At 69.8% G+C, this 18,297-nt stretch carries 14 protein-coding genes; 3 read left to right on the plus strand and 11 right to left on the minus strand.

Annotated features, from left to right (window positions below; all coding sequences use genetic code 11):
- Positions 1 to 6: 6 nt before the first annotated feature.
- On the minus strand, positions 7 to 1,146 hold the full coding sequence (gene sucC, locus ACH4TV_RS33960; RefSeq protein ID WP_398404955.1) for an ADP-forming succinate--CoA ligase subunit beta: 1,140 nt from the start codon (positions 1,144 to 1,146) through the stop codon (positions 7 to 9).
- Positions 1,147 to 1,349: 203 nt separating this feature from the next.
- On the opposite strand from sucC, the gene frc reads away from it, so the two are divergent.
- From frc to ACH4TV_RS33975, 3 genes are all read left to right on the plus strand, one after another.
- Positions 1,350 to 2,543 (plus strand): formyl-CoA transferase, encoded by a 1,194-nt coding sequence (gene frc / locus ACH4TV_RS33965; RefSeq protein WP_398405159.1) that lies wholly within the window; start codon positions 1,350 to 1,352, stop codon positions 2,541 to 2,543.
- Positions 2,544 to 2,735: 192 nt separating this feature from the next.
- The gene (locus ACH4TV_RS33970; protein ID WP_398404957.1) at positions 2,736 to 4,124 is read left to right on the plus strand and encodes an OFA family MFS transporter; all 1,389 of its coding nucleotides are present in this window, start codon (positions 2,736 to 2,738) and stop codon (positions 4,122 to 4,124) included.
- A 1-nt stretch (position 4,125) separates the two neighbouring features.
- Positions 4,126 to 5,529: an OFA family MFS transporter gene (locus tag ACH4TV_RS33975; RefSeq protein WP_398404958.1), complete on the plus strand. Its 1,404-nt coding sequence runs from the start codon at positions 4,126 to 4,128 to the stop codon at positions 5,527 to 5,529.
- Between the two features lie 73 nt (positions 5,530 to 5,602).
- On the opposite strand, the gene ACH4TV_RS33980 is transcribed toward ACH4TV_RS33975, so the two are convergent.
- From ACH4TV_RS33980 to ACH4TV_RS34025, 10 genes are all read right to left on the minus strand, one after another.
- Entirely contained in the window at positions 5,603 to 6,643 is a 1,041-nt protein-coding gene (locus ACH4TV_RS33980) for a sugar phosphate isomerase/epimerase family protein (protein WP_398404960.1), read from the minus strand.
- A 60-nt stretch (positions 6,644 to 6,703) separates the two neighbouring features.
- On the minus strand, positions 6,704 to 8,131 hold the full coding sequence (locus ACH4TV_RS33985; RefSeq protein WP_398404962.1) for a nucleotide pyrophosphatase/phosphodiesterase family protein: 1,428 nt from the start codon (positions 8,129 to 8,131) through the stop codon (positions 6,704 to 6,706).
- The gene (gene eboE / locus ACH4TV_RS33990) at positions 8,128 to 9,297 is read right to left on the minus strand and encodes a metabolite traffic protein EboE (protein ID WP_398404964.1); all 1,170 of its coding nucleotides are present in this window, start codon (positions 9,295 to 9,297) and stop codon (positions 8,128 to 8,130) included. The genes ACH4TV_RS33985 and eboE overlap by 4 nt, the downstream gene beginning before the upstream one ends.
- Positions 9,298 to 9,300: 3 nt before the next feature.
- Positions 9,301 to 10,149, minus strand: a complete 849-nt coding sequence (locus tag ACH4TV_RS33995; RefSeq protein ID WP_398404966.1) for a TatD family hydrolase — start codon at positions 10,147 to 10,149, stop codon at positions 9,301 to 9,303.
- Complete coding sequence (locus ACH4TV_RS34000) at positions 10,149 to 10,835, minus strand: EboA domain-containing protein (protein ID WP_398405161.1); 687 nt, start codon at positions 10,833 to 10,835, stop codon at positions 10,149 to 10,151. The genes ACH4TV_RS33995 and ACH4TV_RS34000 overlap by 1 nt, the downstream gene beginning before the upstream one ends.
- A 32-nt stretch (positions 10,836 to 10,867) precedes the next feature.
- Positions 10,868 to 11,929 (minus strand): sugar phosphate isomerase/epimerase family protein, encoded by a 1,062-nt coding sequence (locus tag ACH4TV_RS34005; protein ID WP_398404968.1) that lies wholly within the window; start codon positions 11,927 to 11,929, stop codon positions 10,868 to 10,870.
- Positions 11,926 to 13,200 (minus strand): inositol-3-phosphate synthase, encoded by a 1,275-nt coding sequence (locus tag ACH4TV_RS34010; RefSeq protein ID WP_398404970.1) that lies wholly within the window; start codon positions 13,198 to 13,200, stop codon positions 11,926 to 11,928. Before ACH4TV_RS34010 ends, ACH4TV_RS34005 begins: the two co-directional genes overlap by 4 nt.
- A gap of 103 nt (positions 13,201 to 13,303) precedes the next feature.
- Positions 13,304 to 14,662 carry a ThuA domain-containing protein gene (locus tag ACH4TV_RS34015; RefSeq protein ID WP_398404972.1) on the minus strand — a complete coding sequence of 453 codons (1,359 nt, stop codon included), beginning with the start codon at positions 14,660 to 14,662 and terminating at the stop codon, positions 13,304 to 13,306.
- 12 nt (positions 14,663 to 14,674) lie between these two features.
- Positions 14,675 to 17,200, minus strand: coding sequence for a PQQ-dependent sugar dehydrogenase (locus tag ACH4TV_RS34020; RefSeq protein ID WP_398404974.1), 2,526 nt, complete (start codon positions 17,198 to 17,200; stop codon positions 14,675 to 14,677).
- 83 nt (positions 17,201 to 17,283) lie between these two features.
- A complete protein-coding gene (locus tag ACH4TV_RS34025; RefSeq protein ID WP_398404976.1) occupies positions 17,284 to 18,288 on the minus strand; it encodes a sugar phosphate isomerase/epimerase family protein in 1,005 nt (334 codons plus the stop codon).
- Positions 18,289 to 18,297 lie beyond the last annotated feature (9 nt).

Raw genomic sequence — 18,297 nt, forward strand, 5'->3', positions numbered from 1 at the left:
GTCTCCTCAGGCTGCGGTGGCGAGTTGGGCGGCACGACGGGCCGCGCCGTCCATGGTGGTGGCCTGCTCGACCAGCGGGTGGGCGTGCTCGTCGAGGATGGCGCGGCCTCGCGCCGCGTTGTTGCCGTCGAGGCGTACGACGAGCGGTCTGGTCAACTGGACGGCGTCCAGCGCCCGCACGATGCCGTCGGCGACCGCGTCGCAGGCGGTGATCCCACCGAAGACGTTCACGAACACCGACCGCACAGCCGGGTCGGAGAGGATGACGGACAGCCCGTCGGCCATGATCCGGGCGGACGCCCCGCCGCCGATGTCCAGAAAGTTGGCGGGGCGCGCACCGCAGCCGGCGACCACGTCGAGGGTCGACATGACCAGGCCGGCGCCGTTGCCGATGATGCCGACCTCGCCGTCGAGTTTCACGTAGTTGAGGCCCTTCGCGGCAGCCGTCGCCTCCAGCGTGTCGTCGTACTCCACCTCCTCGGCGCCCCAACGCGCCTGCCGGAAGCGGGCGTTGTTGTCGAGAGTGACCTTGCCGTCGAGGGCGACGAGTTGCCCCTGCCGGGTGCGGACGAGCGGGTTGACCTCGACGAGGACGGCGTCCTCGCGGACCAGCACCTGCCACAGCCGTACGAGGACGTCGACGGCCTGCGGTGGAAGCCCGGCGGCCTCGACGATTTCCCCCGCCTTCGCGGAGGTGACGCCCTCGGCCGGGTCGATGTGGACACGGGTCACCGCCTCCGGTCGGGCGGCGGCGGCCTCCTCGATCTCCGTGCCGCCCTCGGCGGAGGCGATGGCGAGGAATCGGCCGACGGCGCGGTCGAGGACGTAGGAGACGTAGAACTCGCTCTCGGCGTCGGCGAGTTCAATGGCCTGGGCCAACATGACCTTGCGGACCGTGTGGCCCTTGATGTCCATGCCGAGGATCTGACGTGCCGTGAGTTCCGCCGCGAACGGATCCTCGGCAAGTCGTACACCGCCTGCCTTGCCCCGGCCGCCGGTCTTGACCTGCGCCTTGACGACGACGCGGCCACCGAGTTCGCGGGCCGACTCCCTCGCCCCCTCGGGCGAGTCGGTGACCTCCGCCCTCGGTACGAGGATGCCGTGTTCTTCGAAGAGTCCGCGGGCTTGATGCTCGTACAGGTCCATGTTCGGCTCCCGTCTTAAAAGTGCTGCACGCCCCCTGGACATCACCCATCGGATGCGGGATAACAATCTTCATACAGTATTCGTCGACTGTATGCAATGTGCCAAACGGCACTCGGGATCGGTCCGACCAGGACGCTCAAGGCAACGGACAAGCGAGGTGACCTGTGACGACGAGGGCTCTTGAGGGTGTTCGTGTGCTGGATATGACGCATGTGCAGTCGGGGCCGTCGGCGACGCAGTTGCTGGGGTGGCTGGGTGCGGATGTGGTGAAGGTGGAGGCTCCGGGCGGGGACATCACGCGGCGGCAGCTGCGGGATGTGCCGGAGGTGGATTCCCTGTATTTCACGATGCTCAACTGCAACAAGCGCAGTGTCACGCTGAACACGAAGACCGGGCGGGGCAGGGAGATCCTCACGGAGCTGATCCGGCGTTCGGATGTGATGGTGGAGAACTTCGGGCCGGGTGCGGTGGAGCGGATGGGGTTCACCTGGGAGCGGATCCGGGAGATCAACCCGAGGATCGTGTACGCGTCGATCAAGGGGTTCGGGCCGGGCCCGTACACCGGGTTCAAGGCGTACGAGGTGGTCGCGCAGGCGATGGGCGGGTCCATGGCGACCACCGGCCTGGAGGACGGGCCGCCGATGGCGACGGGTGCGCAGATCGGGGACTCCGGCACCGGTGTCCACTGTGTGGCGGGGATCCTGGCCGCGTTGCTGCAGCGCGAGCGGACCGGGCGGGGGCAGCGGGTGGACGTGGCGATGCAGCACGCCGTCCTGAACCTGTGCCGGGTGAAACTGCGGGACCAGCAGCGGCTGGCCCACGGCCCGCTCGCGGAGTATCCCAACGACGGCTTCGGCGACGAGGTGCCCCGTTCGGGCAACGCGTCGGGGGGCGGGCAGCCCGGCTGGGCCGTGCGCTGCGCGCCCGGGGGTCCCAACGACTATGTGTACGTCATCGTCCAGCCCGTCGGATGGGCCCCCCTCACCGCGCTGATCGGCCGGCCCGAACTCGCCGACGACCCCGAATGGGCCACCCCCCAGGCACGCCTGCCGAAACTCGCGAAAATGTTCCAGCTGATCGAGGAATGGACCTCGACCCTGCCCAAAGGGCAGGTTCTGCAACAGCTGAACACCCACAACATTCCCTGCGGGCCGATCCTGTCGACGAAAGAGATCATCGAGGACGCCTCGCTGGCGGCCAACGACATGATCGTCACCGTCGACCACCCCGAACGCGGCCCCTTCACCACCGTCGGCAACCCCCTCAAACTCTCCGACTCCCCCACCCACATCACCACCCCGCCCCTCCTGGGCCAGCACACCGAAGAAATCCTCATCCGCGAACTCGGCCTGGGTGATGAGGAACTGCGCCTGCTCCGGGCCAGCGGGGTGATCTGACGTGGGAATCCTTCGGCGCACCACAACGGTGCGGAGACTCCCGGCTGTTGGGGGGCGGTTCATGACGTAACCGAGCACGGGGGGGGCGACCGACGGTGCGCGTCGTTCGGCCCCGGTGATCCGTGCGCGCACGAAAGGCATTTGGACAGGGGGCGCTGGCCAGATCTTTCGACGCAAGGAGTGCTTGATCAGATGACAACCATCGACTACTCGCAGTCCGTCCCGTACCGGGAGGTGACGGACCAGAACGGCCGCATGTACCGCGTCGGTGAGAGCGACATCGACATCATGGGCCGTAAACGCAAGTGGATGGTCATCCTGCCGTGGGTCGGCATGATGGGCATCAGCTCGGCGGAGTACGCGTTCGCGTCGGCCGAGGACACCCTGCACATCGCACACGGCTGGAACGACGGGCACATCTTCTGGATGCTGGGTGTCTGGGTGTTCTTCCAGGCCGCTGTGGCCTTCCCCGCCGGAAAGCTCAGGGAAAGCGGAAAACTGCCCGCCCGTTGGGCGATGCTGCTCGGCGCACTCGGCACACTGCTCGGATATCTGTCCCTCGCATTCGCGCCGCATGTGATCGTCGCGTACGTCGGGTTCGGCATGTTCAGCGGTATGGGTGCCGGAATGGTCTACGCGACCTGCGTGAACATGGTCGGCAAGTGGTATCCGGAACGCAAGGGAGGCAAGACCGGCTTCGTCAACGGCGGTTTCGCCTATGGTTCCGTACCGTTCGTCTTCCTCTTCACCAACTACATGGACCTGACGAACTTCCGCTGGGTACTCGTCTCGGTCGGTGTCTTCCTGGCCGCGGTGGTGGCCGTCGCCGGCTACTTCTTCCGGGACCCGCCGAAGAACTGGTGGCCCGCCGAGGTCGACCCGCTGCGGCCGCCGAACGACCCACGTGCCCGGCGTGCGATGGCGATGAACCCGCCCGCCGTGAAGCAGTACACCCCGAGGGAGGCCTGGCAGACCGGGCGGGTCGCACTGATGTGGTTCTGCCTGCTGTGCACCTCGGGTGTGAACATCTTCGGCATCGCCTTCCAGGTCGACATCGGCAAGGAGGCCGGGTTCGCGGGCGGCATCGTGGCGGCGGCCATGTCGATGAAGGCCATCGTCAACGGCACCGGGCGCGGTGTGATCGGCTGGCTTTCGGACCGTTACGGACGCAAGCGGTGCCTGATCTTCGTCTGTATCGTCCTCGGCCTGTCGCAGTACGGCATTCTGTGGGCCGCGAACATGGAGAGCCTGCCGTTGTTCCTGCTCTTCTCCAGCATCTCCGGGTTCGGCGGCGGCGCCATCTTCCCGATGTTCGCGGCGATGACGGCGGACTACTTCGGCGAGAACAACAACGCGTCCAACTACGGTCTGGTCTACAGCTCCAAGTTGGTGTCCGGCCTGCTCGGAGCCGGCATGGGCAAGGTCGTGGTGGACAACTGGGGCCACAGTGGGGCGTTCACTCTGGCCGGCTCGATCTCGCTGTTCGCCGCATGCATCGCACTCTTCCTGACCCCGCCAGGTCGTCCCAAGTCCAAGCACATCACCCCCAACCAGCGACCGCTCGGCGAAGAAACGGCCTGACATGACGGCAGATCCGTACGCAGCAGAAGATTCCTCCGCACACACCGGCGCCGCACACCGTCCCTACCGAGAAGTGACCGACCCCCGCGGCCGCGTCTACCGCGTGGGCCAGAGCGACCGGGACATCCTCGGTCACTCCCGCAAGCTCATGGTGTATCTGCCGTGGATCGCCATGATGGCCATCAGCGTCTTCGAATACGCGTACGGATCGGCCGAGGACACCCTGTCCCACGCCCACGGCTGGACGCAGAGCAACACCTTCTGGATCCTCAGCGTCTGGGTCTTCTTCCAGGCCGGCATCGCCTTCCCCGCGGGCTGGCTGCGGGAGAAGGGCCTGCTGACAGCCCGTACCGCCATGTACGTCGGCTCGGGCCTGTGCCTGGTGGGGTTCCTCGCCCTGTCGCACCTGAGCAACGTCCTGCTGGCGATCCTCGGTTTCGGCGTCGTCGGCGGCATCGGGGCCGGCCTGGTCTACGCGACCTGCATCAACATGGTCGGCAAGTGGTTCCCCGAACGCCGCGGCGCACGTACCGGGTTCGTCAACGGAGGATTCGCGTACGGATCACTGCCGTTCATCTTCATCTTCAACTACGGCTTCGACACGGCGAACTACCACCGGGTCCTGGACCTCATCGGCTGCTACATCATGATCGTGGTCCTCGCGTCCGCCTCCTTCTTCAAGGATCCGCCGAAGAACTGGTGGCCCGCGGACATCGATCCGCTGACGTACTCCGGCGACGACAAGAACGCGACGAGCCTCGCCAAGAACCCTCCCGCGGTGAAGCAGTACACACCCAAGGAGGCCATCAGGACCGGCATGCTCCCCCTGATGTGGCTCTCCATCGTGCTGACCGCGGGAGTGTCCATCTTCGGCATCTCCTTCCAGGTCGACTACGCCAAGGAGGTGGGCTTCGGCCCGCTGGTGGCCGCCTCGTCGATGGGTGTCATGGCGGTCGTCAACGGCGTCGGCCGCGGTGTCGTGGGCTGGCTGTCCGACACGTGGGGCCGCAAACCCACCCTGGTGTTCGTCATCGTCGTCCTGGGCCTGGCCCAGTTCGGCGTGATCTGGGCGGGCGACGTCAGGAGCGAGGCACTGTTCCTGTTCTTCGCCTTCCTCTCCGGCTTCGGCGGCGGTGCGTTCTACCCGCTGTTCGCGGCGCTCACCCCGGACTACTTCGGGGAGAACTACAACGCCTCCAACTACGGGCTGGTGTACAGCGGAAAGCTGGTCAGCGGCCTGTTCGGGGGCGGCCTCGGCTCCATGGTGGTCGCGGCCTGGGGGTACGACGGCGCGTACGCCCTGGCCGGCGCCGTCTCCATGGTGGCGGCGGGGATCGCCCTGCTGCTGCGGCAGCCGGGTCGCACCACGGCTGTCCGGACCGCGGAGCCTCAGCCCGCGGGCTGACGGCACGTACACGTGAGGAGGCCCTCCCGGGGTTCCGGGAGGGCCTCCTCACGTGTACGTGTACGTGGTTCGGTCAGCACTTCTCGCGCAGTGAGTGCAGATGTGCGCTCGACCGCTTGGCGAAGGTGAACGACTCGGCCGGGTTGTCGTGCTCCGCCTGCCAGTGGTGCGCCAGCCGGTGGCCGCGCAGCCGGGTGACGCCGGAGATGAACCGCTGGTAGTCGATGTCTCCGTCGCCGACGTCGGTCATGCGGTAGCCGTACTGGTTGCCCGGGTCGCTCACGCCGTCCTTCACATGGAAGAGCGGGTAGCGGTCGGGCTGCCTGAGGACGTAGTCGAGGGGCTCGAAGGGCGCGGGGGTGCCGTCGGGCCGCTGCGAGAAACGGAACTGGCCCGAGTAGGCCCAGAAGATGTCCATCTCCAGGTACACGAGCCTGGGGTCGGTCTCGGCGAGCAGTACGTCGTAGAGCCGGACCTTCGGGTTGTCGGTGGCGAAGGAGAACTCCTCGGAGTGGTTGTGCTGGTAGAACTTCATGCCGCGCGCCCTCGCCGCCGCGCCGTACGTGTTGAACTCCTCCGCCGCGCGCTTCCACGCGTCGACGGTCGAGCCGTAGCGGAACGGGTTGGAGGCGGTGCCGATGTGCTTGAGGCCGAGCGCCTGGGCGTCGTCGAGGACCTTGTCGAGGTTCTGCGCGAAGGTGTACGCGTTCGGGTCGCTGGAGTAGTAACCGACGTGGCTGCCGATCGGGTTGAGGCCGCTGTTCCTGGCCAGTCGCTTGAGCTGGGCGAGGGTGATGGGTCCTGCGGAGCCCTGGGTGTATCCGGCGAACTCGACCTCGTCGTACCCGTACTTCTTCAGCTCGGCGAAGACGGGTGCGAAGCCCAGCGTGGAGACCTTGTCGCGCAGGCTGTACAGCTGGATGCCGAGCCTGCCGGGCGGCAGGACGGGACGGCCCCGGCCCCCGGCGGCGGACGTGGCGTCGGTTGCGGCAGCGGCGGGAGCCGCGGCGGCGCCCAGCAGCGCGGCGGCGGTGGCGCCCGCGGCCACGCCGAGCATGTTTCGTCTGCTGAGGCGGTGGGAGAGTTCGGGGTCCGTGGAGTGGGTGCGGCTCATGCGTGGAGCTCCTCTGGATCGAAGGGCGTTGTCAGTGGTGAGTGCTTCACTGGTGACCAGTCAGGAGAGACCGGCGAGTTGGAGCAGGAGCGACTTCACATCGGTGGCCGCGATGCGGCCGCCGACGGCACGGGGGGTGGAGCAGATGAGGAGCGGACCGTCGTCGTCGCTCGCCGGAAGGCGGCCGTGGCTGCCGCGAATAGGCGAGGGATCCAGGGGCACGACCGCCATGCGGTAACGCAGGCCCAGTTTCTTGCGGGCCAGTGCGGTCGCCGCCTTGACCTTGACGAAAGGGTCGAGCGGATCCATGAAGAGTTCGACCGGGTCGTATCCGGGTTTGCGGTGGATCTCGACGAGCTGTGCGAAGTCGGGCGCGCGTGCGTCGTCGAGCCAGTAGTAGTACGTGAACCAGGCGTCCGGCTCTGCCACGGCGACGAGTTCACCGGAACGCGGATGATCGAGATGGTGGATCTTCTTGCCCTCGTCGTCGAGGAGTTGATCGATGCCGGGCAGGCCGGCGAGCGCTTCCTTGACGGGCTCCAGATCCTCCGGTCGCCGCACGTAGACGTGGGCGATCTGGTGGTCGGCGACGGCGAAGGCGCGTGACGCCATCGGGTCGAGGTACTCCATGCCGTCCTGGGTGTGCACCTCGAGCAGGCCTGCGCGACGCAGGGCCCGGTTGATGTCGACGGGCCGGTCGGCGCGGGTGATGCCGTACTCGGAGAGTGCGACGACGGTACGGCCTTCGGCCCTGGCGTCGTCCAGGAGCGGAGCCATGGCCGCGTCCAGGTCGGCGGCTGCTTTCAGGGAGCGCGGGTCGTCGGGGCCGAAGCGCTGCAGGTCGTAGTCGAGGTGAGGGAGGTAGCACAGGGCCAGGTCGGGGTGGCGGGTGCGCAGGATGTGCCGGGTCGCGTCGATGATCCAGCGGCTGGAGGTGAGGTCGGCGCCGGGGCCCCAGAAGTGGAACAGGGGGAACGTGCCGAGTGCGGCGGTGAGTTCGTCGTGCAGGGCCGGGGGACGCGTGTAGCAGTCGGGTTCCTTGCGGCCGTCGGAGTAGTAGATCGGACGGGGGGTGATGGTGATGTCGGTGTCGGCGCCCATGGCGTACCACCAGCAGATATTGGCGACCGTGTAGCCGGGATGCGCGCGGCGGGCGGCGTCCCACAGTTTGTCTCCGGCGACGAGACCGTTGTGCTGGCGCCACAGCAGTACGTCGCCGAGTTCGCGGAAGTACCAGCCGTTGCCGACGATGCCGTGCTCCGAAGGGAGGGTGCCGGTCAGAAAGGTGGACTGGGCGGCGCAGGTGACGGCGGGCAGGACGGTGCCCAGCGGGGCCTGGGAACCGGAGCGGCCGAGGGCTTTGAGCCGGGGCATGTGGTCGAGGAGACGGGGGGTGAGGCCGACGACGTCCAGGACGAGGAGCGGTACGGGGTCTGGGCGTGCCGGCTGCGGAGGCTGCGGGGCTGTGTCGGCGGGGCGGGGAGTCATGGCAGCTCCTTCAGGCCCAGGTCCGTCAACAGGTCGCGGGCGAGGGTGAGTTCGGCGGCGATGCCGTCGGCGAGCTGGGCGCGGGCGCGGGGCCGCAGCTCGGGCGGGAGTGCCTGCCAGGTGTAGGTCTCGACCTCCAGATGGCGGGTGAGGGGGTGCGGGCCGCCGACCAGCCGGGTCAGCGCGGCCTTCAGTACGGGGAGCGTGGAGGTGAGGGGTGCGGTGGGGGCCGCGTGGAGCGGGACGTGGAAGTGGGCCCGCCACGGGGAGGCGTCGGGCAGGGCGTCGCCCTGGAGGGCCTCGCCCAGGTCGTCGGTGCCGCGCAGTCCGGCGGCGGTGGCCGTGCGGGTCTGGTGCAGGAAGCGGGGTTCGTCGAAGGCGGCGAGGGCCTCGCGGACTTCGGGGAGATGGGGGTGTTCGGCGTGCAGGGCGGCTGAGAGCTGGGACTTGACGACGGGGACGCGGGCCTGGGTGAGCGCGTCCAGGGCGATGTGCGGATGCTCGAAGGAGGTGGCGAGGTGGCAGGTGTCGACGCAGATGCCGATGCGGTCGTGACCGATCGTGGTGAGCGGGGCGATGGCGTCGGCGGTCGTCTCGACGGTGCAGCCGGGTTCCGGTTCCAGGCCGATCCGGATGGAGCGGCCGGTGAGGTCGGCGAGGGCGTCGAGGCGCTCCCCGAGGGTGGCCAGGGCGGTCAGGGCAGTGGCCGCGCGTTCGCCGTCGTGGGCGGTGCGCCAGGCCAGGGGCAGGGTGGAGATGCTGCCTTCGGTGACGTCGTCGGGGAGGAGACCGGCGAGGACCCGGGCCAGGTCGGTGGTGTGGGCGAGCCGCTCGGGGTCGGCCCAGTCCGGCTTGTAGACGCGGTACTTGACCTCCTCGGCGCCGAAGCCCTCGTACGGGAAGCCGTTGAGGGTGACGACTTCGAGGCCGCGCCGGTCGAGTTCGGTGCGCAGGCCGCGCACGGCGGAGGGATCGGTGACCAGGGCGTGGGCGGCGTCCTTGGCCAGCCACAGTCCGATGCCCAACCGGTCGCGGCCGAGGCGTCGGCGTACGGGTTCACAGTGGTCGCGGAGTTGGGCGAGAACGCCGTCGAGGGTTTCGGCGGGGTGGACGTTGGTGCAGTAGGCGAGGTGGACGGTGGACCCGTCGGGGTGGCGGAAGCGCATCGTTCACTCCCCGCCGCGCAGGATGGAGTTGCCCTCGTGGGTGGCGTCGGTCGCGTCGACGTCGAGGTTCAGCCGGCCGCTGAGCCCGTAGAAGGCGACCGGGTTGCGCCACAGGACCCGGTCGACGTCGTCCTCGGTGAAGCCTTCCGCGAGCATCAGGTCGCCGACCTTGCGGGTCTTGAGAGGGTCGCTTCTGCCCCAGTCGGCGGCGGAGTTGACCAGCACCCGCTCGGGGCCGTACCGGCGGAGGATCGCGACCATCCGTTCCTCGTCCATCTTCGTCTCCGGATAGACCGAGAAGCCGAGCCAGCAGCCGCCGTCCTTGGCCTCCTCCACGGTGGTCTCGTTGAGGTGGTCGACCAGGACGTGTTCCGGGGGCAGGTCGGATTCCCGTACGACGTCGAGGGTGCGGCGCAGGCCGGCGAGCTTGTCGCGGTGCGGGGTGTGGACGAGTGCGGGCAGCTCGTGGTCGGCGGCCAGCTGGAGCTGGGCGGCGAGGGCGGTGTCCTCGGCGGGGGTCATCGAGTCGTAGCCGATCTCGCCGACGGCCACGACCTGGTCCTTGACGAGATACCGGGGCAGTTCGTCGAGGACGGGCACGCAGCGGCGGTCGTTGGCCTCCTTGGGGTTGAGGGCGATCGTGCAGTGGTGGGCGATGCCGTACTGGGCGGCGCGGAAGGGCTCCCAGCCCAGGAGGGAGTCGAAGTAGTCGAGGAAGGAGGCGGGCGAGGTGCGCGGCTGGCCGAGCCAGAAGGAGGGTTCGACGACGGCGCGGACACCCGCGGTGTACATGGCCCGGTAGTCGTCGGTGGTCCGTGACGTCATGTGGATGTGGGGGTCGAAGATGCGCATCAGGACTCCTGGTCTTCGGGGCCGCCGCGAGGAAGGCGGGGGGAGCCGTCGGTTGCCGGAGGGGCGGCTTCGGACGCCGTCAGGGCCAGGACTCGGTGCAGGTCCGCGGGGACGGGGCGGCCGGCGGCGGTGCGTTCGGCGGCGTGGTCGTCGAGCATGCGGGCGAGTTCCGCGTCGGCGTGGGCCCGGTGGTGGAGGTCGGCCACCGCGTCGACGGGCACTCCGGTGAACAGGCACTTGAGCACGGCGTGGCGCCAGTTGTGGGCGTCCAGGTGACGGGCGGCGTACGGTCCGACGGCTGCGGCGACCAGGCGGGTGTCGTTGGTGCGCAGGGCGTCCTCGACGAGGGGGAGGGCGTCGGGGCCGGGCACCAGGTGGGGCAGGGCGTGCAGGACGGCTCGGCGTTCGGCGGCGGTGCCCTGTTGGTAGACCCGGGTGAGGGCGTCCGTGTCGGCGTGGGCGGCGTGCAGGATCAGGACGCGTACGGCGTCGGCGTGGTCGGTGCCGCAGCGGCGGCCGGCTTCGGCCAGGCGCAACTCCCAGGCGGCGATGGGGCCGCGGGCGCCGGGGCGGGCGGCTGCCTCGTCCAGGGCCTGGGCGAGCCAGGTGCGGGCGGCGTCGCCGAGGTGGGCGGTGACCTGCGTGTGCAGGTCGTCCAGCGGGCCGAGGGAGAGGGGGCTGCCCATCGTGGCGGGGCCGGGGGCGGAGGGGGGCTGGGTCACGGGGTGCTCCCCTCTGGGGTGGCGGAAAGCTGGGCCAGGGTGAGGAAGGGGGTGGCAGGAGTGGCAGGAGTGGCAGTTGGGGCGGTGACGGCCGAGGACAGGGGTGGCTGGTTTCGCCGGCTGTCCGGGGGGACCGAGGCGTCCGTGGCTGGGGTGACCGGAGCGACACGGCTCTTCGCGGCGGCCTGCCGGGGCGGGGTGGAGGGTGCTGTCCGGCGGAGGAAGCGGAGGGAGTGTTCGGCGTAATGGGGGCCCGCGTGGGAGTGGCGGGGGAGTTCGACGACGGTCAGGCCCTGGTAGCCGGTGGCGGACAGCGCGGCGAGTACGGGCGGGAAGTCGATCTCGCCGTCGCCGAACGGGAGGTGCTCGTGGACTCCGCGGCGCATGTCCTCGATCTGGACGTGGCGCAGCCACGGGGCGGCGACGCGGACGCAGTCGGCGGGAGGGAGCGGTTCGAGGCACTGGCAGTGACCGATGTCGAGGGTGAGGCCGAGGGCCGCCGGGTCGTCGAGGGCGTGGCGGAGGTGGTGGAAGTCGGCGATGGTGGCGAGGAGGTGGCCGGGTTCGGGTTCTACGGCGAGCGGGATGCCGGCGGCGGTGGCCGCGTCCAGGACGGGCTCCAGGGCTTCGGCCAGGCGGTTCCAGGCGGTGGCGGAGTCCGTGCCGGCGGGAGTGATGCCGCTGAAGCAGTGCACGGCGTGGGCGCCGAGGTCCGCGGCGACTCGCACGGCCCTGAGCAGGAGGCCGACGCGTCGGGAGCGGTCGTCCGGGTCCGCGTCGAGCAGAGAGGGGCCGTGTTTGCGGCGTGGGTCGAGTACATAGCGGGCGCCGGTTTCCACGGTGACGCCGAGACCGAGGGCGTTCAGACGGCGTGCGACCTGCCGGGTGCGGGCGGAGAGGTCGGGGGCGAGCGGGTCGAGGTGCATGTGGTCGAGGGTCAGGCCGACGCCGTCGTACCCCAGGTCGGCCAGCAGGCCGAGGGCGTCGTCGAGACGGAGGTCGGCGAGACCGTTGGTGCCGTAGCCGAAACGGAGGGGGGTGGTGGGGCGTGCACTCATCGGCACTCCCCTTCGCCGGCGGACGGATGCCCGCCCAGGGGGCCGCTCGGACGACGTTCCTCCGCCTGTGGGTCCATCTGCGTGTCCGATCCCCGGCCCACGCCTTCGGCGGTGGCAGCCGTCCCGGCCTCTCCCCCGCCCCGCATCCGGCCCCGCAGTCGCCCCGCGAATGCCAACAACTGCGCGTACTGCTCCCCCAGCCCCGGCGGTCCGTCGCCCAGCGGGTCCTTGAAATAGAAGCCGAGTTCGCTCAGGGGGCCGAAGAGGCCTGCTTCGTGGGCGCGGGCGGTGAGGCGGGCCAGGTCCAGGATCAGTGGGGCCGCCAGGGCCGAGTCGCAGCCCTGCCAGGTGGTCTGGAGGGTCATGCGGGTGCCGAGGAAGCCGTCGAAGGCGATGTGGTCCCACGCGGTTTTCCAGTCGCCGAGGGACGGGACGTCGTCGATGTGGACCACGCCCTCCGGCGTGGTGCCGAGGGTGTCGGTGAGGACGCGTTCCTTGCCGGCGTTCTTCGCCGCCGCCGCGGAGGGGTCGGCGAGGGAGGCTCCGTCGCCCCCGCCGAGGAGGTTGGTGCCCGACCAGGCGCGGACTTCCAGCGCGCGTTGCGTGAACATCGGGCCGAGGACCGACCTGAGCAGTGTCTGGCCCGTTTTGCCGTCCCGGCCCGCGTAGGGCAGACCGCTTGTCGCCGCCGCGTGGGTCAGCGCCGGGTGGTGCAGGCCTGTGGACGGTGTGAAGTTGACGTACGGGCAGCCCGCGCGCAGGGCCGCCGCCGCGTACAGGGAACTCGGCGGGAGTGCGGTGCCGGTCGGGACCGGCTCGGTGGACGCCACGTTCACCACCACCGCGCGGGTCAGGTCACAGCGTCGTACGAAGTCCTGGATGTCTGCGGCGAAGGCCGCGATGAGCTCCTCCGGGGTCCGGGTGGCGTCGCCCGCAGTCGGGGCGCCCGGCCTGATCTCCCGGTCCGCGGCGGCTAGTTCGGCGGTGATCGCCGACGGGAGGCCGTACGGCAGGACGCCCGCTGCCGCCAGTGCCTCGGCGCGCTTCGGCAGCGGGCAGTCCACCGTGTCGTGGCCGCCGAAGACGAGGGAGGACAGGGGCGGGATGTCGCAGTCCGTGAACGGGGGTGTTTCGGTGACCATGCCCGTGGGGCGGTGCAGTCCCGCGGTCACGGCGGCGCAGCCCGCGACGACGGTGGTGGCGACGGACCCTCGGGCGCCGATCAGCCATACCCCCACACGAGTTCGAGGAAGGGACGACGACGTGGACATGGGCAGCCTCCTTGTCGTTCACGGTGTTCGCACCCTCCGGCCGCGGGCCGAGAGGGGAAGGAAGGCGGCGGGCGGAGGTCCGGCGTCCTCCGCCCGCCGCCGCTCAGTCGCCCGCGGCGGCCGGGCTCGCCGGCGCGGTCACGGGCAGTTCCTTGATCCGGATGTCACGGAAGGACACCTGGTCGTCGGCTCCGTGGTTCTGGATGCCGATGTGACCGTCCCGCAGGCTGCGGGCCGGATCGGTGTTGGTGAAATCGTTGATCTGCACGCCGTTGAGCCAGACGCGGAGCCGTTCGCCCTCCACGCGGATCTCGTACGTGTTCCACTCCCCCGGCGGATTCAGCGCGCGGTCGCGCTTCCTGATGTCGGCGGAGCGGAAGCCGTACACGGCCCCGGTGGTGCGGTCGGGGGCGTCGGTCGCGTCGATCTGGACCTCGTAGCCCTGCGTGACGGCCGACCAGGGGTCGTCCGAGGGCGGGAAGCCCACGAACACCCCGGAGTTGTCGTCGCCGCTCGCCCGCCAGTCCAGCTTCAGCGAGTACGAGCCGAAGCTCCGGTCGGCGTACCAGAGCATCCCCATGCCGCCCGACGACGTCAGGGTGCCGTCGTCGGAGAGGGTGAACGTGCCCGGTCCCGCCTGTTTCCACCCTGTCGGGGAGGTGCCGTCGAGGAGCGGCTGGTAGCCGTTCTCCGGGCGGCAGTCCGCCTGGGCCTTGCCGGTGGCCCAGCGGATTCCGCCCAACAGGTGCTGCCGGACCGTCGGTTCGGTGTACGCCGAGGACAGGTGGCCGACGCCGGTGTAGAAGGAGCGTCCGCCCGCGTAGTTGTGGCACCAGGCGATCGGGTGATCGCCGTTCATCGTGCCGCCGGTGTACGACGACTCGTCGAGCGAGGCCAGGACGCGCACTGAACTCCGGGGATTCGAGCGGTAGTTGTACCACTCGTCGGTGCGGTTCCAGTCGGCGCCCAGGGCCGAGGTCGCCGGGTGGGCTCGGTCCTCCACCACCGTCCGGGCCGGCTGGATCGCCGGGTGCCCCTGGAAGTAGGCGCCGACCAGACCGCCGTAGAACGCCCAGTCGTACTCCGTGTCGGCTGCCGCGTGGATGCCCACATAGCCGCCGCCGTGGTGGATGTAGCGTTCGAACGACGCCTGTTGACGGTCCGTCAGCACATCGCCGGTCGTCGAGAGGAAGACGACGGCGGCGTACCGGCGGAGGTTCGCCGGGTTGAACGCCGCCGCGTCCTCCGTCGCGTCGACCTTGAAGCCGGCGCTCGCGCCGAGCTCCTTGAGTGCCGTGATGCCGTCAGGGATCGAGTCGTGCCGGAAGGCGGCCGTCTTGGAGAAGACGAGCACGCGGTCGGTGTGCCGTGGCGCGGGCTTGGAGGCGGCCGGGGTCGACACGCTTCCGAGGAGCAGTGCCGTGCCCACAACAGCGGTGATGGTTCTGCCTGTTGATCGCATGGCGTACTCCCCTCAGCCCGTGGTGAAGGCGAAGTCGTCCACCTCGTACAGGTCACCGCCGGCGGCTCCCTTGAAGACCAGGTAGAGCGTGGTCGTGCCCTGCGGGGCGTAGGACAGCCTGGCGGTGACGTCCTGGTAGGTGTCCCAGCCGCCGGTCGCCGGTACGGTCGTCCGGCCCAGCACCTTGCCGGTCGGGGAACCCGCGCGGATCTCCAGCTTGCCGCCCGCGCCGGCCGAGGCGACGCGTGCCGTGAGCGACTTGGCGTTGCTCAGGACGTACGGCGTGAAGGCGATCCAGTCGCCGTTGTCGATGTCGCCGATGGTCTTGCCGCCGTGCGCCGCCTCCCGTGAACTCACCGCTGTACCCGAGGAGTTGTTGAAGTGCTCGGCCTGGCGGTGGGTGGGCTGGACGACGTTCTGGTCGTGGGTGGTCAGGGGTGCCTGGCCGCCGCCTCCGAGGTCGGTGTACTGGGCGTCGAAGACACCGAAGATGTTGGCGTTCGGGTCGTGGCCGCCGTCGGCGCTGGTCTGGATGGTGCCGGAGCAGCCGTTCGCCGAGGTCTGCGGGTGGCCGTGACTGTCGTGGCCGAGGATGAAGGTGACCTTGACCTTGGTGCAGTCGATGGTCCGGCCGTCCTCGCGGTCGGTGACCTTCACCTTGAACGGGATCGCGTCGCCGAAGGCGAACAGCTGGCCGTCCTGCGGGAGTTGGAGGACCACCTTGGGGGCGGTGTTGCCGACCACGACCTGGACGCTCGCGCTGCCCGTGCGGCCGGTGGTGTCCTTGGCGGTCACCGTCGCCGTGTACGTCCCGTTGGTCTTGTACCTGTGGGAGGGGTTCGCCGAGGTCGATGTTCCGCCGTCGCCGAAGTCCCAGCTGTACGTGAGGGCGTCGCCGTCCTGGTCGGTGGTGCCGGCGGACGAGAACTTCACCTTCAGCGGGGCCTGTCCTGAGGTGACGTCGGCGGCGGCCTGCGCGACCGGGGAGTGACCGTCGGTGGCGTTCTCGATGCGGTACAGGGCGGAGTGCTCGTCGCCGCCGAACCACGAGATGCCGTAGTCGAGGACGTACAGGGCGCCGTCCGGACCGAAGGCCATGTCCATGATCTGGGTGCCGGTCCACGGAATGTCGTTGACGGACTGGACGGTCCCGTTGTCGTCGCTGCTGATCCGCTTGATCCAGCGGCGGCCGAACTCACCGGCGAAGAAGTCGCCGTCGTACGCCTGCGGGAACTTGACCGGGGAGTCGAGCGCGGGGTCGTAGTGGTAGACCGGGCCGCCCATCGGTGACTCGGAGCCGTCGCCGAACTCCGGTACGGACGCGCCGTCGTACGGGATCCAGGCGGCCTGCGCCGGGGGAAGGTCGGTCAGGCCGGTGTTGTTGGGCGAAGTGTTCTTCGGAGCGGCGCAGTCGAAGGCCGCGCCGGAGGTGCCGGTCGCGAAGTCGTAGTCCACGTACGGGTCGTTGGCGCCGGTGCAGTACGGCCAGCCGAAGTTGCCGGGGCCGGTGACACGGGCGAACTCGACCTGTCCTGCGGGGCCTCGGGCCGGGTCGGCGGCGCCCGCGTCGGGGCCGTACTCGCCGATGTAGAGGATGCCGGTCGCCTTGTCGACGCTGAAGCGGAACGGGTTGCGGAAGCCCATCGCGTAGATCTCGGGGCGCGTCTTGTCCGTGCCGGGTGCGAAGAGGTTGCCGCTGGGGACGGCGTACGAGCCGTCCGCGTTGACCTTGATGCGCAGGATCTTGCCGCGCAGGTCGTTGGTGTTGGCGGACGAACGCTGGGCGTCGAAGGCCGGGTTGCGGTTGGCGCGCTCGTCGAGGGGCGAGAAGCCGTCCGACTGGAAGGGGTTGGTGTCGTCGCCCGTCGACAGGTACAGGTTGCCCGCCGCGTCGAAGTCGATGTCGCCGCCGACGTGGCAGCACAGGCCGCGTGAGGCCGGGACGTCGAGGATCTTCGTCTCGCTGGCGCTGTTGAGGGTGCCGTCGGTGTTCAGGACGAACCGGGAGAGCCGGTTGACGCCGTCGAAGGGCGCGAAGTCGGCCGCGGTGCCCGTCTCGGGGGCGTCGCCCGCCGGGGTGTTCAACGGGGGTGCGTAGTACAGGTAGATGAAGCGGTTGGTGCTGAACTCCGGGTCGACGCCGATGCCTTGGAGGCCCTCCTCGTCGTGGGAGTAGACGTCGAGCTTGCCGGCGAGCCGGGTGTTTCCGGCGACGTCGGTGATACGGAGTTCGCCGTCGCGCGAGGTGTGCAGGACCGAGCGGTCGGGGAGGACGGCGAGCGACATGGGCTCGCCGACCTCCGGTTCGCCCTTGGCCAGGGTGACCTGCTGGAAGTCCTCGGCGGCGGCTGCCGCCACGGGGGCGGCCGGCTCGTCGGCGACGGCTGCGCCGGCCTGGGGCGCGGTGAGGCCGAGCGAGGCTCCTGCGAGGAGCAGGCCGCTCAGCAGGGCGAGCGCCCTGCGGGACGTACGGGATGTCAGGCGCCGTCTGTGACCTGCGGATCTGCCGGTGCGGGTGTCGCGGTCTTTCCCGTGCACGGATGCCTCCAGAATGGGGCTGGTTGTACGTGCGGGTGTTTTTGCGCCGGGGTGCGCCGTCACCCCGGAGGCTTGAGCAGCGGTCAGTCGTTGCTGCCGAACGCCGCGTCGAACGAGGCCGACGGCGGGTCGAAGTCGTACGCCTTGAGGCGGGTCAGTGCCTCGGGGGCGCCCTGGAGCCGGTCCATGCCGGCGTCCTCCCACTCCACGGAGATGGGGCCCTGGTAGTCGATGGAGCGCAGCATGCGGAACACGTCCTCCCAGGGGACGTCACCGTGGCCGGCCGACACGAAGTCCCAGCCGCGCCGCGGGTCGCCCCAGGGCAGATGCGAGCCGAGGCGGCCGTTGCGGCCGTCGAGCCGCTTGCGGGCCTCCTTGCAGTCGACGTGGTAGATCCGGTCGCGGAAGTCCCACAGGAAGCCGACCGGGTCGAGGTCCTGCCACACGAAGTGCGAGGGATCGAAGTTCAGGCCGAAGGCGGGTCGGTGGTCAACCGCCTCCAGCGCACGCTGAGTTGTCCAGTAGTCGTAGGCGATCTCGCTCGGGTGGACCTCGTGTGCGAACCGCACGCCCTGGGCGTCGAAGACGTCGAGGATCGGGTTCCAGCGGTCGGCGAAGTCCTGGTAGCCGCGGTCGATCATCGACTCGGGGGCGGGCGGGAACATCGCGACCAGGTGCCAGATCGCGGAGCCGGTGAACCCGATGACGGTGTCGACGCCGAAGGCGGCGGCGGCTCGCGCGGTGTCGGCGATCTCGGCCGCCGCCCGCTGCCGTACGCCTTCCGCGTCGCCGTCGCCCCAGATGCGGGCGGGCAGGATCGCCTGGTGGCGCTCGTCGATGATGGCGTCGCAGACGGCCTGTCCGACCAGGTGGTTGGAGATCGCCCGGCACTTGAGGCCGTACTTGTCGAGGAGTTGGTGGCGGCCCGCCAGATAGGAGGAGTCCGCGAGGGCCTTGTCGACCTCGAAGTGGTCGCCCCAGCAGGCGAGTTCGAGTCCGTCGTAGCCGAAGTCACGGGCGAGGCGGCAGACCTCTTCGAGGGGCAGGTCGGCCCACTGGCCGGTGAAGAGCGTGAAGTCGCGCGGCATTCTCGTCGA

This window comes from Streptomyces sp. NPDC020898 (assembly GCF_044333925.1).
Classification (GTDB): Bacteria; Actinomycetota; Actinomycetes; order Streptomycetales; family Streptomycetaceae; genus Streptomyces.

What these genes read in the sequence shown, in the direction of transcription:
- frc (WP_398405159.1), top strand. Translation starts at nt 1,350, where the DNA reads ATGACGCATGTGCAGTCGGGGCCGTCGGCGACGCAGTTGCTGGGGTGG.
- eboE (WP_398404964.1), bottom strand. Translation starts at nt 9,297, where the DNA reads ATGCGCTTCCGCCACCCCGACGGGTCCACCGTCCACCTCGCCTACTGC.
- ACH4TV_RS33970 (WP_398404957.1), top strand. Translation starts at nt 2,736, where the DNA reads ATGACAACCATCGACTACTCGCAGTCCGTCCCGTACCGGGAGGTGACG.
- ACH4TV_RS33975 (WP_398404958.1), top strand. Translation starts at nt 4,126, where the DNA reads ATGACGGCAGATCCGTACGCAGCAGAAGATTCCTCCGCACACACCGGC.
- ACH4TV_RS34025 (WP_398404976.1), bottom strand. Translation starts at nt 18,288, where the DNA reads ATGCCGCGCGACTTCACGCTCTTCACCGGCCAGTGGGCCGACCTGCCC.
- ACH4TV_RS34015 (WP_398404972.1), bottom strand. Translation starts at nt 14,662, where the DNA reads ATGCGATCAACAGGCAGAACCATCACCGCTGTTGTGGGCACGGCACTG.
- ACH4TV_RS34005 (WP_398404968.1), bottom strand. Translation starts at nt 11,929, where the DNA reads ATGAGTGCACGCCCCACCACCCCCCTCCGTTTCGGCTACGGCACCAAC.
- ACH4TV_RS34000 (WP_398405161.1), bottom strand. Translation starts at nt 10,835, where the DNA reads ATGGGCAGCCCCCTCTCCCTCGGCCCGCTGGACGACCTGCACACGCAG.
- ACH4TV_RS34010 (WP_398404970.1), bottom strand. Translation starts at nt 13,200, where the DNA reads ATGTCCACGTCGTCGTCCCTTCCTCGAACTCGTGTGGGGGTATGGCTG.
- ACH4TV_RS33995 (WP_398404966.1), bottom strand. Translation starts at nt 10,149, where the DNA reads ATGCGCATCTTCGACCCCCACATCCACATGACGTCACGGACCACCGAC.
- sucC (WP_398404955.1), bottom strand. Translation starts at nt 1,146, where the DNA reads ATGGACCTGTACGAGCATCAAGCCCGCGGACTCTTCGAAGAACACGGC.
- ACH4TV_RS33985 (WP_398404962.1), bottom strand. Translation starts at nt 8,131, where the DNA reads ATGACTCCCCGCCCCGCCGACACAGCCCCGCAGCCTCCGCAGCCGGCA.
- ACH4TV_RS33980 (WP_398404960.1), bottom strand. Translation starts at nt 6,643, where the DNA reads ATGAGCCGCACCCACTCCACGGACCCCGAACTCTCCCACCGCCTCAGC.